Here is a 14,594-nt window from a genome sequence, read left to right on the forward strand (position 1 = left end):
TGTGCTGGCACCCCAACCTAGATGCGCGGGCCGCGCATGCGGGCGAAGCCCTTCCAGAGCCCGTAGACGGCGCCGCCGGCCGTTGCGGCTTTGAGCCCGAAGGTGGCCGCGCGCCGGCCGGACCGGAAATCGTAGACCGGCCAGTTGTTGTCCCGGGCGTGCCGGCGCAGGCGGGCATCCGGGTTGATGGCCACCGGGTGGCCCACCAGCGTCAGCAGCGGAATGTCGTTGTAGGAGTCGCTGTACGCCCAGCAGCGCTTGAGGTCCAGGTCCTCGGCGTCGGCCACGGCCTGGACGGCAACCGCCTTGGCCGAGCCGTGCAGGATGTCACCCACCAGCCGCCCGGTGTACATGCCTTCGGAAATTTCGCCTACGGTCCCCAGGGCGCCGGTCAGTCCCAGGCGGGTGGAGATCACCGTGGCCACCTCGATGGGGGTGGCCGTCACCAGCCACACCCGCCGGCCCACGCGCAGGTGCTGCTCCGCCAGCGCTTTGGCGCCGGGCCAGATGCGGGAGGCGATCATCTCGTCGTAGACCTCTTCGCCGAGCGCCTTGATGTCATCCACCGTAATCCCTGCGGCCAGCGTCAGTGCGGAGTCACGGACGGCATGGACATCGTCCATGTTTTCCCCGCGGGCCACGAACTTGAACTGCTTCCACGCGAAGCCGGCGGCCTGGGCCATGGTGAACGCCCCGCGCTGGTGCATCTTCCTGGCAACGTGGAAGAGGCTCGCGCCGCGCATCAGGGTGTTGTCCACATCGAAGAACGCCGCCTCGCCCGGTTGCGGCGCAGCAACCGGCTTGGTGACTACGGCAACGTACTTCTCCTCGGGCATGCAGTCGAGTCTAGTCAATCCGCTGTTCAATCCCGGTTTAGCCTTGTTCCCACAGGCCCGGCGTCGCGGGTGCCGTGGGAACGGGGCTACGGTTAAGGCATGGCCACACCCCGCGTTGTCCTGATCACCAAGGCAGACTGCCACCTTTGCGAAGACGCGCGCGACGCCGTCAGCCGGGTTACGTCCTCGCTGGGACTTCAGTGGTCCGAGGAGTTGGTGGACAACCAGCCGGAACTCCGTGAACGCTACGCGGAAGAAATCCCGGTGGTTCTGGTGGACGGGGTGCAGCGCGATTTCTGGAAAATCGACGAAGCCCGGCTGGAACGCGTGCTCCAGCGGGCCATGGCACAGTAGGGGAGCAGCACCCGGTATGGCGCGGTCCAGAGTCTTCCCTGCATCGGTGGCACCTGCTTTGATGGCATTGCCGGTTGGGCCCTAGAGTGGAGTCACAACGCGATGCGAGGGAGGGGCTGGTGGCTTCGCTGGATTCAACCCCCCAGGCTGTCCCGGACCTGCCGGAACCTGCGGGCACGGCAGCCAAACAGATTCCGCCCGCTGCAGTGGCCCGGCTGACCCTCTATCTTCGTGCCCTCAATACACTCCTGGCAGAGGGAGTGGAACGGGTCTCCTCAGAATCCCTTGCCGAAGCCTCAGGCGTCAGCTCCGCAACGCTCCGCAAGGACCTCTCCCACGTGGGCTCCTACGGCACCCGCGGAGTCGGTTACGAGGTGCAGTACCTGAGCCGGCACATCGCCGCTGCCTTGGGACTCACCCATGACTGGAAAGTGGCCATCGTCGGCGCCGGCAACCTGGGCAAGGCCCTCGCACGGTATGGAGGCTTCGAATCCCGGGGCTTCGACGTCGTGGCCATCTTTGATGCGGACCAGATGGTGGTGGGCAACGAGGTGGGCTGGCTGCGCGTCAGCGACGTGGCGGATCTGGAAACGGTGCTGCACCGCACCGGGGCCAATATGGTGGTCCTTGCCCTTCCCGCCTCGGTTGCCCAGGATGTGTGCGACCGTGTGGTGGCGGCCGGGGTCCGCAGCGTCCTGAGTTTCGCCCCGATCATGCTCCAGGTCCCGGAGGGCGTGAACCTCCGCAAGGTGGACATGGCAACGGAACTGCAGATCCTGGCCTATCACGCACAACGGGCGCAGGCCCCGGGGCAGACCGCCTAGATTCCGTCAGCGGCTGGTCCCGGTGCCCACGCCCGAAGGGTGGGAGTGCTTGGGGTTACCGGCCGTACGGGTTCCCCATGTTGCCGCCGTATGGGTTGGCGAACGGCTGCTGGCGGCGGAAATACGGAGCCGAGGCCGGCAGGTAGAGCAACACAATGGCCGCAATCCCCAGCAGGGTGCCGATGGTTGCGAAGCTGGGCGGGCCAAAGAGGCCGAAGATGGACAGTGCCGCGAAGACCGTGCCCGGGATCCGTGCCCAGTTCTTGCCCTTGCGGACGAAGAACGCCACCAGCAGGTAGAGGGCAAGGCCGATGATGGCAAACACCACCAGGGTTCCGGCGATGACGCCCTTCATATCCTCGTACGTGACTCCCGCCCCGCTGCCCTCGATCTGGGTCTCAAAGGCGTCGCGGAACATGGGATCGTCCAGCGTGGTCAGGCCGGTCAGCATCGAAATGACAAAGATCGCGGCGGAAGCGATCAGCAACCAGAAGGAGATGTTGACCATCTGGGGAACGCCGGTGCTGCCGGTCGGCTGCGGCTGCTCGGAGGGATACTGCGCATAGGGGGACTGGCCATACGGCTGCTGGCCGTAGCCGGGGGCCGCGGGCGGGTTCTGCCCGTACTGCGGCGGGTTCTGGCCGTACTGGGGAGCGCCGGACTGGCCGTACTGCGGCGGGTTCTGCCCGTACTGCGGTGCGTTCTGTCCATACTGCGGGGTTCCGGACTGCTGCCCGTACTGGGGCTGGTTTTGGCCATACTGCGGTGCGTTCTGGCCGTAGCGCGGAGCCTCGCCGCCGGACTCGGGCTCGTTCGGAACGGGAGGCGGGACGGGGGGAGTGCTCATGGGCGGTCCTTTTGCGTGTCGGGTTCCAGGTAGGTCGCCGGGCTCGGTCCTGTCCCCTACCCCCAGCATCACTTAAGTCAACCGTACCCCCGGGCGGGCTCCTTGTGGGTCATTCGGAAGAGGTATTCCGGCCCGAAACCGCTGCGAACCATGCCTGGGAATTCGGCAGCCACAGAAGGACCGTTGCCGCCAGGCTGACAAGGAAGGCTGTCCAGTTTCCGGCACCCTGCCCCATGCCTGCCGCCGTATTCACCGCGGCCAGGACCAGGGTGATCCCAGCCAGTACCGTCAGGGCCACCCTGGCCCACTGCCGGCCGGCCTTCATCTTGACCGCTAGAACCATCTGCGCGGCCCCCACGGCAGCGCCCAGCAGCATCAGTGCGACGACGGCTGCAGCGGCCGCGGGCGCTGCGGCAAAGAGCACCAGGGACGCCAGCATCCCCAGGAGTCCGCCCAGCAGGGCAAGGACCCCTCCCACAAACCAGATCCAGAACGAGACCTTAATCTCGGTGGGCCGGGCGGTAACGGAAAACAGCTCGGCGAAACCGTTCCGGGGTCCGCTGGGAGAGTTGCTCATGGCGTTCACTGTAGTCCCGTCCCTGGACACCCGCGGCGTGACGGTACTGCGCGCTGGCGGTGAAGAGCGGTGCGCTTAAAGGACGGCACCCCGGCGCCGGACTGCGGGAGTCCAGGGCCGGGGTGCCAATGAGGGAAAGAATTATGCCGCGGGAGCGATGAAGGCGAGCTCGAGGTTGATGGCAACCTTGTCGCTGACCAGGACGCCGCCGGTCTCCAGGATGGCGTTCCAGGTCAGGCCGAAGTCCTTGCGGCTGATGGTGGTCTCGGCGGAAACGCCTGCCCGGGTGTTGCCGAAGGGATCAACAGCCACGCCGTTGAACTCGGTGTCCAGGGTCACGGGGCGGGTGACGCCCTTGATGGTGAGGTCGCCGGTCAGTTCGTAGCTGTTGCCCTTGGCCACCAGGCCGTTGGAGACGAAGGAAATCTCGGGGAACTTCTCCACGTCGAAGAAGTCCTCGCCCTTGACGTGTCCATCGCGGTTGGCGTCGCCTGAATCGAAGCTGGCGGTGTTGATGGTGGCGTTGATCCTGGCGCCGGTGACGTCCTCGGGGAGGTCCAGGGTGGCGGCGGCTTCGGTGAACTGTCCGCGGACCTTGCTGATGCCTGCGTGGCGGACCGTGAAGCCGATCTCGCTGTGTGAGTTGTCGAGGGTCCAGGTGCCGGTGGTGATGTCTGCGGGAAGTGCCATGGTGATTGCTCCTTGGATAGGCGTGCTGTCGGGGATGCTGTTGAAACTTCATCTGTTGAAGTATCAACTAACTGCTGCATCCAGTATAAACATGCATTTGCATGTTTTGTTCCCGGCTTCGGAACATTTCTTCAAAAACTTCAGTTCTACTCTTTGTAGAAGCTTCGCCGGGAGATTTCGGATCGCACGCCATCTTTGAGAAACTGGTAAACATGCCCCAAGCCACTGTCCATTTGCTCCGCCACGGCGAGGTCCACAATCCCGACGGCGTTCTCTACGGACGGCTGCCCGAATTCCACCTCTCCGAACTGGGGCAGGAGATGGCGCGCACGCTCGCCGAGCACTTCAGCCGCCGCGCCGCCGACGGGGCCCGGATCACCTACCTCGCCGCCTCGCCGCTGGACCGTGCGCAGGAAACTGCCCGGCCGACGGCGGACGCCCTGAAGCTGCAGATCCACACGGACGAGCGGATCATCGAGGCAGAGAACTACTTTGAGGGCATGAGGGTCACCAAGGCCGAGCTGCGCCGTCCGAAGCACTGGCCGCGGCTGGTCAACCCCCTGCGGCCCTCCTGGGGCGAGCCTTACAAGACCCAGGCGTCCCGGGTCATGGAAGCTGTCCAGGACGCCCGGGTGCGCGCCATCGAGCTGGCAGCCGGGGACTTTGGAACGGACGGGCCCGAAGCCATCATGGTCAGCCACCAGCTCCCCATTTGGGCCACCCGCCTCAGCGCCGAGGGCAAGCCGCTGTGGCATGACCCGCGGAAACGCGAATGCACCCTGACGTCCATCACGTCCCTGGTGTTCGACGACGCCGGCACGCTCCTGCGCGTGCAGTACAGCGAACCGGCCGCTTCCCTTCTTCCGGGTGCGTCCAGCACCCCTGGAGCCTAGTTGTGACCGACAGTAATTTTGTGACTTCCCGCCGCGGCCTGCTGGCTGCCGGCGGCCTGGCCCTGGCCGCCGTGACCGTGGGCCTGTCCGGCTGTGCCCAGGAGGACGCCCTGGCGCAGCAGGCCAAGGCGGGGGACAACAAGAACTATGTTGCCGGCGATGGGTCCGTGACGGAGTTCGCCGCAGGGGACCGAAAGTCCGCCATCCAGGTCAACGGCACGCTGTTCAACGGCACAGCCGTGGCGCCGGCCGACTTCCAGGGCAGGGTGACGGTGCTGAATTTCTGGTTCGCCGCCTGCGCCCCGTGCCGGGTGGAGGCCCCCATCCTCGAAGAGCTGCACCAGGAGTTCAAGGACCAGGGCGTGCAGTTCTTCGGCGTCAACCTGCGGGACGAGAGAGCCACCGCCGAGGCCTTCGAGAAGACCTTCAACCTGACCTACCCAAGTTTTGACGACAAGGACGGCGGTGTCCTCCTGGCGGTTTCCGGCCTGGTCCCGCCGGGCGCGGTCCCCACAACCCTGGTGCTGGATAAGCAGGGCCGGGTGGCCTCCCGGGTCCTGGGCGAAGTCCAAAAAGGCACCCTGAAGGCCCTCATCGCTGCCGCCGTGGCAGAGTAGCGGTGGTCCGGACCGTGAACAGCCCCTTTGCCGAAGCCATCCTGAACGGCTCGCTCCTGCTTGCCATCCCGGTGGCCCTGCTGGCCGGACTGGTTTCCTTCCTTTCTCCGTGCGTGCTGCCCCTGGTGCCCGGATATCTGGGCTATGTCACGGGACTCAGCGGCGTGGACCTGCAGAAGCAGAAGCGCGGCCGGATGCTGGTGGGGATCGGGCTGTTCGTCCTCGGCTTCTCGGTCATTTTCGTCCTCCTGGGCGGAGCTTTTGGCCAGTTGGGGACCCTCATCACGGGTTCCCAGAACGCCTGGATCACCCAGCTCCTGGGCATCCTGGTCATTGTCATGGGCGTGGTGTTCATGGGCGGCTTCAGCTGGCTGCAGCGGGATGCCAAAATCTCGGCCAGGCCGCCGGCCGGGCTCTGGGGAGCGCCGCTGCTGGGCCTGACCTTCGGGCTGGGCTGGGCCCCCTGCATCGGGCCCACCTACTCGGCCGTGCAGCTGCTGAGCCTTTCCGGGGGATCCTCCGCTGCCAAGGGCGCCTTCCTGGCCTTCGTCTACAGCCTGGGCCTGGGCATTCCCTTCCTGCTGATCGCATTGGCGGTCCGCCGCGGGATGGGCGTGATGGCGTTCTTCCGCAAGCACCGGCTGGCCATCCAGCGCACCGGCGGGGGCATCCTGGTGGTGCTGGGCCTGCTGATGGCCAGCGGCGTCTGGGGCACCTGGGTGACCGAGCTGCAGTACTGGTTCCAAACCGATGTGAAGTTGCCGATCTGATGAGCGAGCGCGTGAACGCAGAGAAAAAACCCTCCACCCCCGCCGCCGGCAAGGTCTCAGAGGCCAAGGCCGACGCCGCGCTGCCCGCCCTGGGCCCCAAGGAGATGCTGCGCTGGGCCTGGACCCAGCTGACCAGCATGCGCACGGCGCTCTTCCTGCTGCTGCTCCTGGCTGTTGCCGCCGTTCCCGGCTCGCTGTTCCCGCAGCGCCCGGCCAACCCGTCGGTGGTCACGCAATACATCAAGGACAACCCGGACTACGGCAAGCTGCTGGACACCCTGCAGCTGTACGACGTCTACTCCTCGGCCTGGTTCTCCGCCATCTACCTGCTGCTGTTCATTTCCCTGATCGGCTGCGTGGTACCCCGCGCCATCGCCCACTACAAGGCGATGCGGTCCCAGCCGCCGCGCACCCCCAAGCGGCTTTCCCGCCTTCCTGAGTACGGCACACTGGTCATTCCCGCCGGCGCCGGGATCCCGGCGTCGGACGCCATCCACAGCGCCGCCGGGCTGCTGAAGAAGCGCGGCTACCGCGTTGAGGTCAGGGACGACGACGGCGCGCGGCCGTCTTTGGGTGCCGAGCGCGGCTTCCTGAAGGAAGTGGGCAACCTTGTCTTCCACACGTCCCTCATTGGCGTACTGGTGTCCGTGGCCATCGGCGGCCTGTTCGGCTACAGCGGCCAGCGGATCCTGGTGGAGGGCGACACCTTCGTGAACACCCTGGTGGGCTATGACCAGTTCACGCCCGGCACCAATTTCCAGTCCAGCCAGCTGCAGCCCTACTCCATCCAGCTGGACAAGTTCGACATCACGTTCGACCGCGAGTCAGAGGGCAAGTTTGGCCAGCCCATCGACTTCTCGGCCGCAGTGACCACCAAGGAAAACCCGGACGCCCCGGCGCAGCAGGAAACCCTCAAGGTCAACGATCCCGTCACCCTGGGCGGCACCAGCATCTACCTCACCGGCAACGGCTATGCCCCGGTGGTGACCATCCGGGACGGCGCGGGCAACGTGGCCATGCAGGGTCCCGTGGTGGCCAAGCTGCAGGGGGACAACTACTACTCCTCCGTGGTCATCAAGGTCCCGGACGCCGCGCCCGACCAGCTCGGTTTCGCCGGGTTCTTCCTGCCTACTGCGTTCGTCAGCGATGAAGGGGTCTCCTTCAGCGGCGACCCGGAACTCTTCAATCCGCAGCTGACCCTTAACTCGTACTACGGGGACCTGGGCCTGGACGACGGAGCGCCGCAGAACGTCTTCGAACTGGACGTCAAGGACCTGACCCCGCTGAACGCCCGCAACCTGGACGCCGGCGGCATCACCCTTTCTCCCGGGACCAGCTATACCCTCCCCGACGGGAAGGGCACCATCAGCTTCGATGGGGTCAAGCGGTACATCGGCGTGGACATCCACCACAATCCCGGCCAGCTCTACGCCCTGATCTTCGCGCTGCTGGCAGTGGCCGGCCTGGTCCTGTCGCTTTACGTCAACCGCCGCCGCGTGTGGGTCCGTACGGGCACCCACGAGGACGGGCGCACGATGGTTGAGTACGGGCTTCTGGCCCGCGGCGAGGACCACCGGCTGGCCGGCGAAGCGGCAGCCCTCCGCAAGCTGCTGACCACGGAGTGGCAGCTGGATCCCGGCCAGGACCCGCCCCGGACCTCACAGGAAACTCCCGGCAGCCCGGGGGACAATAGCACCGGAACTGCCGCAACCACCGGCCCAGTCACCACCCCAGCCGGCCCCACCGGGCCCGAAAAGGACCAGTAATGCCGTACGGAATCAACGAAACCATGGGCCAGTACAGCGAGCTGTTTATGCTGCTGGCGGCCGGCACGTACACCATCGCGTTCATCGCTTTTGCCTGGGACCTGGCCAAGAGCAGCAGGGCGCTCCGCGCGATCGACCTCAAAGCGGCCCAGGCCTCGGAAGCAGCCCAGGCCCAGGACGGGTCCAGGATTCCGGTGGCAGCCGGGGTGGGGGAACGCACTGCGTCAGCTGAAGACTCCCGTGCCGACGCCGGGACGCACCTGGGCGGGCCGGCCGGCAGGGCCGAGCGGCCGTCGTCGTCCACCATTAAGGCCTCAAGCGCGGGTGCCGGGGGAGTCATCACCGCCGACGCCGACATGCGCTATTCCTCGGAACGCCGCGCTCCCGCGCGGGTGGCGGTGGCCCTGACCATCCTCGGCGCCCTGATCCACGCCGCCGGCGTGGTGACCCGTGCACTGGGTGCCGGCCGGGTGCCCTGGGGCAACATGTACGAGTTCCTCACCACCGGCGCGTTCGTGGCGGTGGCGGTGTTCCTGCTGGTGCTGGTCCGCCGCGACCTCCGCTTCCTGGGAACGTTCGTGGTGGGCCTGGCCATCATCATGCTGGTGGCCGCCTCCGTGGCCTACTGGACCCCCGTGGGGCACCTGGTTCCCGCCCTCCAGAGCTACTGGCTGATCATCCATGTGTCCATCGCAGTGCTGTCCTCCGCCCTCTTCACCCTGACCTTCGCGATGTCCGCCCTGCAGCTGGTCCAGTCCCACCGCCAGAAGACGGCCGCCGCCGGCGGTGCGGACAAGCTTGGCTTCATGCGCCTGGTGCCGTCCGCGCTGAGCCTGGAGAACCTGTCCTACCGCATCAACGCCATCGCGTTCATCGGCTGGACGTTCACCCTCATGTTCGGGGCCATCTGGGCAGAAAAGGCCTGGGGGCGGTTCTGGGGCTGGGACACCAAAGAGGTGTGGACCTTCGTGATTTGGGTTGTCTACGCCGGATATCTCCACGCGCGCGCAACGCGTGGCTGGACCGGCACGCGGGCTGCCTGGCTTTCGATCGTGGGCTACCTCTGCGTGGTTTTCAACTTCACCATCGTCAACCAGTTCTTCAACGGGCTGCACTCGTATTCAGGCCTCTGAGCAGGGAACCCGGAAGGTCTCCGCGGGCACGGGGACATCTATAAAATCGATGTAGCAACAGGGCTGTTCCCGGTCAGCCGGTAATGCTACTTTGGTTTCGTGCGCCCGTGATGAAGTTTGCTGGCGGAACAACAGTTTTTCCTGAGGTACCCATGAGCTACGTTCTCGCCGTTGATGTGGGAACCAGCTTCACAGCTGCTGCCATAGCCCGTTTTGACCAGGGAGCTTCTTCTCCCGAGTGCCTGCCGCTGGGACTGCGTGGAACCTCGGTACCCTCTGTTCTTTTTTACCCCGACGACGGGCCCGTCCTGGTGGGGGAAGCCGCCGAACGCCGCGGCCTGGATTCCCCCGGGCAGGTTGTGCGGGAGTTCAAGCGCCGGGTGGGCGACGCCGTGCCGATCTCCGTGGGCACGCTGTCCCTCGCCGCCGAGGACGTGTTCGCAACCATGGCCCGCTGGGTGGCAGACCGGGCGGAGGAACGCCAGGGGGCGCCGCCGTCGGAAATCATCCTCACGTACCCCGCCGCCTGGGGCTTCCACCGCACGTCCCTCATCAAGGACGCCCTCGCCGCCAAGGGGCTAGGGAACGTCACGCTCCTGACGGAGCCGGAAGCGGCAGCCCTCCATTATGCGTCGCAGGTGCGGGTGGAGGACGGCAGCATCATTGCCGTCTACGATCTTGGCGGCGGAACCTTCGATACCGCTGTCCTCCGAAAAGAGGCCAGCAACCGGTTTGAACTGCTGGGGCAACCGGAAGGCTTTGAACACATGGGCGGCGCCGATTTCGATGCCGCCCTTTTCCGCTATGTGGCTGACCACACCGACGGCGCCCTGGCCGGGCTGGACCCGGCCGCCCCCGGAGTGCTCGCCGCACTCTCCCGGCTGCGGCGGGAATGCGTTGAAGCCAAAGAAGCGCTGTCCAGCGACAGCGAGGCCAACATCTCCGTGCTCCTGCCCGGGATCCAGCAGCAGATACGCCTGGTCCGTCCCGAGTTTGAGTCCCTGATCGAGGACGCCGTCCGGGACACCGTGGATGCCCTGGAGCAATCGCTGGGACAGCTCGGGCTGGAGCCGGCGGAGCTCACTGCCGTGCTGCTGATTGGCGGATCCTCCCGGATTCCCCTTGTTGCCCAGTTGATCTCGGAACAACTTGACCGTCCCATCGCCGTGGACGCAGACCCCAAGTCCTCCATCTGCCTGGGCGCCGCGGTGTCCGCGGTGCTGGGACGGGCGGCCATTGCTGCTGCGGCGGAGGCCACGCCAGCTGAAGGTTCCGGTGACGTTGTTCCCATCCCGGCCCCGGACGGTGCGCAGGTGCCGCTGAGGCTGGCCAGCTGGTCCCGGAGCCCCACACCTGCCCCGGGCTCCCTGGCGGCAGCAGCCCTCAGCCAGGGCCAGGGGGACAAGGGCGGAGCACACGGCCCTAAACCGCGGGTACGGCTTACTGCCGTGGCTGCCACCGCCGTCCTCTTGACCGTTCTTACTGCCACCGCCGCCCAAAGCCCGGCAGGATTCGACAGCCTGACCTCGGTGTTCGTCCCGCCGGCCGGGGCTGCCAACGACCGGCCCGCAGTCCCCGCCACCGGGGCCGCAGGAGGCGGCAACAGCGGCGGCAGCGGGGCAGGCGCCGCGGGAGATGTCCAGATCCCGGTGGCAGGCGGCGATTCGGGCATGCAGCGGGCCGCTGCCTCCCAGGCACCCGGCCCTCTGGCGGACGGGAAGGTGGCGTCCATCCGGGCCATCGAGAAGGGCGCCTCCGAAGGGCCCTCCACCAGCGCTGCCGCGGCAGGCGGCACCGGCAGCACGGCGCCAGGGGATACGGCGACTACTGGTGAGCCGACTGATACAGCCACGTCCACCGGGACGCCGGCCACTGGCGAAACAACAAGCCCGTCCCCCACGGATACCGGCGATCAGTCCGGCACGGCAAGCCCTTCCCCCACGGAATCCGGCGGCGAATCCGAAACGCCGACGCCGTCTGCAACGGATACCAGCGCGCCGGAACCTACCCGCCACTCCAGCACGGCGGAGCCCACGCCGACGGACACGGCCACCCCGACCGAATCCGGCCGATGGCTCAAACCGGTGAAGGGTTCGAAGTTGCGGGACCGCACGGCTTCGCCTTCGCCGACGGTCCAGGTATCGGCGTCACCTACAGGAACCAGCGGGTTCACGTCCACAGCGGAGGAGTCCCTTGACTCCGGTTTGTCCGGCACGGAGACGGCGACGGACACCGCCACCACCACCAGCCCGGCGGCCTGACATGGTCAGCTACCAGCCGCACACCCAAAACACCGCTTTCCGCCATCCGGAGCCAAACCATCAAGGGCCCTCGCTGCCGGGTGCAGAACTCATGGCAAGCCAGCTCAACGGCGAGAACGCGGCAGTACGGGAACTGCTGCTGGCGTTGTCCGTTGGTTTTGCCCTGCCCGGACCGCTGCCTTCGGACCTGCAGCGCAAGATCGATGGAAACGGGGCGGAGGGCCTTGACGCCCTGGTGCACAGGGCAGAATCATCGGGCCTGTTGACTCCTGACGGTGCCGTGGTGGGACCGGCCCGGCACGCACTGCTCTCGGTCGCCCCTACGACCAAGGTGCATGCGCTCCAGCGGGAACTGGTGGGCGTCTACACGGCCAACGGCCAGCCGCTGGGCGATCTTGCCCGGGAACTGGCACGCACCGGACTTGCCGATCCGCGCGTTGCAACTGAGCTGGAGAAGGCGGCGGACAAGGCGCTTGAACGCGATCCCGGCCTGGCGTACCAGCTCTACGACGAGGCCCTGCTGGCCGGCGCCGGCGAGAAGGCCACAGCGGCCCGGCGGGCCCAGGCCGCGGCGGCCAACGGGGACCTTGATACGGCCACCCGCGTTGTGGACACCCTGTTGGGGCAGGACGATCCGCCGGACGTCCGCCGGGCCGCGGACGTGGCGGCGGCGGTGTGGGCCCAGCGGGGCATGCTGGCCCACGGAGCCGAGGTCTACAGTTGGCTGGGGCCCTCACGTGTTGGCCACTCCGCGCCCCTTGCCGCCGTCACCCTGATCGGATGCGGGGACCGTTCCGGGGCGGAAAACATCTTCGGTGCCGACGCGCCGCCCGCGTCCCCCACGCTGCTTGCCGCCACCCTTGCCCACATCGGGAAAGGCATCCTCAAGTCCCTGGCGGGAGACCCGAACCAGGGACTCCAGATCCTGATCCACGCCTCTGACCTGCTCAATTCAGCAGGTACGGCGCTTCCCCTGCCGGAGACTCCGGCGGCACTGGCGGCACTGGTGGCGCTGCACAGCGGAGAACCGAACCTGGCGGAAACCATCTGCCGGTCTGCGGCGGCCGCCGGCCAGGGAGGAGATACAGCCAAACCGCGGCTCTTCCTGCTGCAGGCATGGTCAGCGATGATGCAGGACAGGCTCGAGGACGCCCGGCTGGCGATCAATGAGGCTTCCAAGGCGAACCACTGGCCGCTGGTGCCGCGGGACGAGTTCCTCTGCTCGGCCCTCGAAGTGGGCCTTGCCCGGCGCAACGGCGATTTCCCTGAGCTCATCAAAGCCTGGGAACGGGCGCGCGAAGCGACGCTCCACACCGCCGTGGACCTGTACAGCCTCCTGCCATGGGGCGAACTCATGATTGCTGCCGCCCGCCTTCGGGAGGGCCGCAGGGTAGCCCCGTACCTCGATGACGCATGGGACCTGCTGGAGCGCCTGGGCAATCCGCCGCTGTGGGCCGTGCCGCTGCACTGGGCAGCAGTCCAGGCCGCCCTGTTGAATGAAAGCCCCGCGGACCTGGCACCGCACGCAGCGGCGCTCGCGCGGGCAGCAGGGCAAAGCCACCTGGCGGCCGTGCTCGCGGCGGCCGGTAAAGCGTGGGTCACGGTTCTTGCCGAGAGGTTCCGTCCCGATGACGTCGAGGCGGCGGCCAGGGGCCTGGGGCTGGTGGGCATGCCCTGGGAAGGGGCACGGCTTGCCGGCCACGCTGCAGCCCGGGCGGACGAGCGCAAGGATATGGTGCGCCTGCTCTCCTGCGCCCGGGACCTCCACCCGCAGGCCAATTCGGCGGGCCAGGGAACGACGGCGTCACCCGAGTCCCGCAATGCTCCCCCCACCGAGGCAGGTAACGGCATGCAACCAGACGGCGCAGGGCTGAGCGAGCGGGAAAAGGAAGTGGCCCGGCTGGTGCTCGACGGCAAAACCTACCGGGAAATTGGCGAAGCCATCTACATCTCCCCGCGCACCGCCGAGCACCACATTGCCCGGATGCGGCGACGGCTCGGCGCGGAAAACCGGTCGGACCTCATGGCCAAGCTGCGTCTTGCGCTGGGCCCGGAAAGCCAGGCGCATGACCAGTCCCCCTAACACCCCTAACGGGAAAGCCGGCGGTTCCCCACCGGGGGCACCGCGGGTAAGGGGGACCGGCCCGATGCCGGTTCCCGGCAGGAACAATACCTTTGATCCAAGGCATCAGGACCCGCATACCGCACAGAACACGATCTGAGGACCAGCACATGACAGTCGCAAAGGAAGTGGTCCAGTTCCTGATGGGCATCTTCGCTGACCGCCAGGCGGCCCAGGGCTTCCTGGATGATCCCGAAGGCGTCCTGGAGAAGCACGGCCTTGCCGGTGTCAGCTCCGCCGATGTCGATGCGGCCATGCCGGTTGTCCTGGACTATGCCCCCCTCAGCGTCACGGCCTCCGCGGCCGACCGGGACTTCAACTCCGGAACCGGCGCCGGTACCGGGCACGCCGCGGGCGGCGGGAACCCCCTTGCCGGCGGCGGGGGGCACGACGACCACGGACAGGCGGTAGAGCAGTTAACCCACGTGGTGGCCAACTACTCCTACTCCTCCACGCCCGATGACCACGGCACCCTCCCGGATCAATCCCAGGGCCTCAACATCTGGGCGGACGGCGACGTTGAGCAGTGGTTCGACAACGACTCCGTGCCGGAATTCGGCGACCCCGCCATCAGTGCGGGAACCGGGACGGGTTTCGCTGACATCCGGATCGACGGCTTCTTCGACCTTGACGCTGACAGCGACACCGCGACCGTCGGCGCCGGCCAGGCCGCCCACCCGGCCACGCTCATCGGGGCACCCCTTTCCGATGAGCACCAACCATACGTTGACATAGATGTTGATGCAGAGGCCGCTGCCCCCGAGGCCGGGCTCCAGTTCGCTGAGGACGAGGCAGCCACCATTGACATCGGCAATGACATCGACGACGCTGGCGCTGGGGAGGCGGCAGACTCCATGGACTTTGGTGCCTAGCAGCCGGCCCATCGTCCCGGAACGATCTTTGA

Annotated in this window: 14 protein-coding genes; 10 read left to right on the forward strand and 4 right to left on the reverse strand. The window is 67.0% G+C overall.

Translation table 11 applies throughout. The features are described from left to right. Window positions 1-17 precede the first annotated feature (17 nt). The gene (locus tag ACIQF4_RS09480; RefSeq protein WP_400514898.1) at window positions 18-836 is read right to left on the reverse strand and encodes an HAD family hydrolase; all 819 of its coding nucleotides are present in this window, start codon (window positions 834-836) and stop codon (window positions 18-20) included. Window positions 837-935: 99 nt separating this feature from the next. On the opposite strand from ACIQF4_RS09480, the gene ACIQF4_RS09485 reads away from it, so the two are divergent. Then, the gene (locus tag ACIQF4_RS09485) at window positions 936-1,190 is read left to right on the forward strand and encodes a glutaredoxin family protein (protein WP_350002858.1); all 255 of its coding nucleotides are present in this window, start codon (window positions 936-938) and stop codon (window positions 1,188-1,190) included. Between the two features lie 119 nt (window positions 1,191-1,309). Continuing rightward, entirely contained in the window at window positions 1,310-2,014 is a 705-nt protein-coding gene (locus ACIQF4_RS09490) for a redox-sensing transcriptional repressor Rex (protein WP_350002856.1), read from the forward strand. A gap of 55 nt (window positions 2,015-2,069) precedes the next feature. On the opposite strand, the gene ACIQF4_RS09495 is transcribed toward ACIQF4_RS09490, so the two are convergent. From ACIQF4_RS09495 to ACIQF4_RS09505, 3 genes are all read right to left on the reverse strand, one after another. After that, a complete protein-coding gene (locus ACIQF4_RS09495; protein WP_400514896.1) occupies window positions 2,070-2,861 on the reverse strand; it encodes a hypothetical protein in 792 nt (263 codons plus the stop codon). 109 nt (window positions 2,862-2,970) lie between these two features. Beyond that, on the reverse strand, window positions 2,971-3,438 hold the full coding sequence (locus ACIQF4_RS09500; protein ID WP_400514894.1) for a hypothetical protein: 468 nt from the start codon (window positions 3,436-3,438) through the stop codon (window positions 2,971-2,973). A gap of 141 nt (window positions 3,439-3,579) precedes the next feature. Continuing rightward, a complete protein-coding gene (locus tag ACIQF4_RS09505; protein WP_350002851.1) occupies window positions 3,580-4,128 on the reverse strand; it encodes a YceI family protein in 549 nt (182 codons plus the stop codon). 212 nt (window positions 4,129-4,340) lie between these two features. Here ACIQF4_RS09505 and ACIQF4_RS09510 point away from each other — a divergent pair, with 212 nt between their 5' ends. The 8 genes from ACIQF4_RS09510 to ACIQF4_RS09545 all read left to right on the forward strand — a co-directional run bounded on the left by ACIQF4_RS09510 (window position 4,341) and on the right by ACIQF4_RS09545 (window position 14,562). Continuing rightward, window positions 4,341-5,021: a histidine phosphatase family protein gene (locus ACIQF4_RS09510; protein WP_400514892.1), complete on the forward strand. Its 681-nt coding sequence runs from the start codon at window positions 4,341-4,343 to the stop codon at window positions 5,019-5,021. A 2-nt stretch (window positions 5,022-5,023) separates the two neighbouring features. Continuing rightward, window positions 5,024-5,638 carry a TlpA family protein disulfide reductase gene (locus ACIQF4_RS09515; protein ID WP_400514891.1) on the forward strand — a complete coding sequence of 205 codons (615 nt, stop codon included), beginning with the start codon at window positions 5,024-5,026 and terminating at the stop codon, window positions 5,636-5,638. A gap of 14 nt (window positions 5,639-5,652) precedes the next feature. Continuing rightward, on the forward strand, window positions 5,653-6,408 hold the full coding sequence (locus ACIQF4_RS09520; RefSeq protein WP_190613222.1) for a cytochrome c biogenesis protein CcdA: 756 nt from the start codon (window positions 5,653-5,655) through the stop codon (window positions 6,406-6,408). Beyond that, complete coding sequence (locus ACIQF4_RS09525) at window positions 6,408-8,174, forward strand: cytochrome c biogenesis protein ResB (protein ID WP_400514889.1); 1,767 nt, start codon at window positions 6,408-6,410, stop codon at window positions 8,172-8,174. Before ACIQF4_RS09520 ends, ACIQF4_RS09525 begins: the two co-directional genes overlap by 1 nt. Further along, window positions 8,174-9,307 carry a c-type cytochrome biogenesis protein CcsB gene (ccsB, locus tag ACIQF4_RS09530; RefSeq protein ID WP_400514887.1) on the forward strand — a complete coding sequence of 378 codons (1,134 nt, stop codon included), beginning with the start codon at window positions 8,174-8,176 and terminating at the stop codon, window positions 9,305-9,307. The genes ACIQF4_RS09525 and ccsB overlap by 1 nt, the downstream gene beginning before the upstream one ends. Before the next feature lie 152 nt (window positions 9,308-9,459). Continuing rightward, on the forward strand, window positions 9,460-11,568 hold the full coding sequence (locus ACIQF4_RS09535; RefSeq protein ID WP_400514886.1) for an Hsp70 family protein: 2,109 nt from the start codon (window positions 9,460-9,462) through the stop codon (window positions 11,566-11,568). Between the two features lies 1 nt (window position 11,569). Continuing rightward, a complete protein-coding gene (locus tag ACIQF4_RS09540; RefSeq protein WP_350002838.1) occupies window positions 11,570-13,651 on the forward strand; it encodes a LuxR C-terminal-related transcriptional regulator in 2,082 nt (693 codons plus the stop codon). A 149-nt stretch (window positions 13,652-13,800) separates the two neighbouring features. Then, the gene (locus ACIQF4_RS09545; protein ID WP_400514884.1) at window positions 13,801-14,562 is read left to right on the forward strand and encodes an IniB N-terminal domain-containing protein; all 762 of its coding nucleotides are present in this window, start codon (window positions 13,801-13,803) and stop codon (window positions 14,560-14,562) included. The last annotated feature ends 32 nt before the right edge of the window (window positions 14,563-14,594 follow it).

This window comes from Pseudarthrobacter sp. NPDC092202 (assembly GCF_044755505.1).
Classification (GTDB): Bacteria; Actinomycetota; Actinomycetes; order Actinomycetales; family Micrococcaceae; genus Arthrobacter.

What these genes read in the sequence shown, in the direction of transcription:
- ACIQF4_RS09480 (WP_400514898.1), bottom strand. Translation starts at nt 836, where the DNA reads ATGCCCGAGGAGAAGTACGTTGCCGTAGTCACCAAGCCGGTTGCTGCG.
- ACIQF4_RS09485 (WP_350002858.1), top strand. Translation starts at nt 936, where the DNA reads ATGGCCACACCCCGCGTTGTCCTGATCACCAAGGCAGACTGCCACCTT.
- ACIQF4_RS09495 (WP_400514896.1), bottom strand. Translation starts at nt 2,861, where the DNA reads ATGAGCACTCCCCCCGTCCCGCCTCCCGTTCCGAACGAGCCCGAGTCC.
- ACIQF4_RS09500 (WP_400514894.1), bottom strand. Translation starts at nt 3,438, where the DNA reads ATGAGCAACTCTCCCAGCGGACCCCGGAACGGTTTCGCCGAGCTGTTT.
- ACIQF4_RS09505 (WP_350002851.1), bottom strand. Translation starts at nt 4,128, where the DNA reads ATGGCACTTCCCGCAGACATCACCACCGGCACCTGGACCCTCGACAAC.
- ACIQF4_RS09510 (WP_400514892.1), top strand. Translation starts at nt 4,341, where the DNA reads ATGCCCCAAGCCACTGTCCATTTGCTCCGCCACGGCGAGGTCCACAAT.
- ACIQF4_RS09525 (WP_400514889.1), top strand. Translation starts at nt 6,408, where the DNA reads ATGAGCGAGCGCGTGAACGCAGAGAAAAAACCCTCCACCCCCGCCGCC.
- ccsB (WP_400514887.1), top strand. Translation starts at nt 8,174, where the DNA reads ATGCCGTACGGAATCAACGAAACCATGGGCCAGTACAGCGAGCTGTTT.
- ACIQF4_RS09535 (WP_400514886.1), top strand. Translation starts at nt 9,460, where the DNA reads ATGAGCTACGTTCTCGCCGTTGATGTGGGAACCAGCTTCACAGCTGCT.
- ACIQF4_RS09540 (WP_350002838.1), top strand. Translation starts at nt 11,570, where the DNA reads ATGGTCAGCTACCAGCCGCACACCCAAAACACCGCTTTCCGCCATCCG.
- ACIQF4_RS09545 (WP_400514884.1), top strand. Translation starts at nt 13,801, where the DNA reads ATGACAGTCGCAAAGGAAGTGGTCCAGTTCCTGATGGGCATCTTCGCT.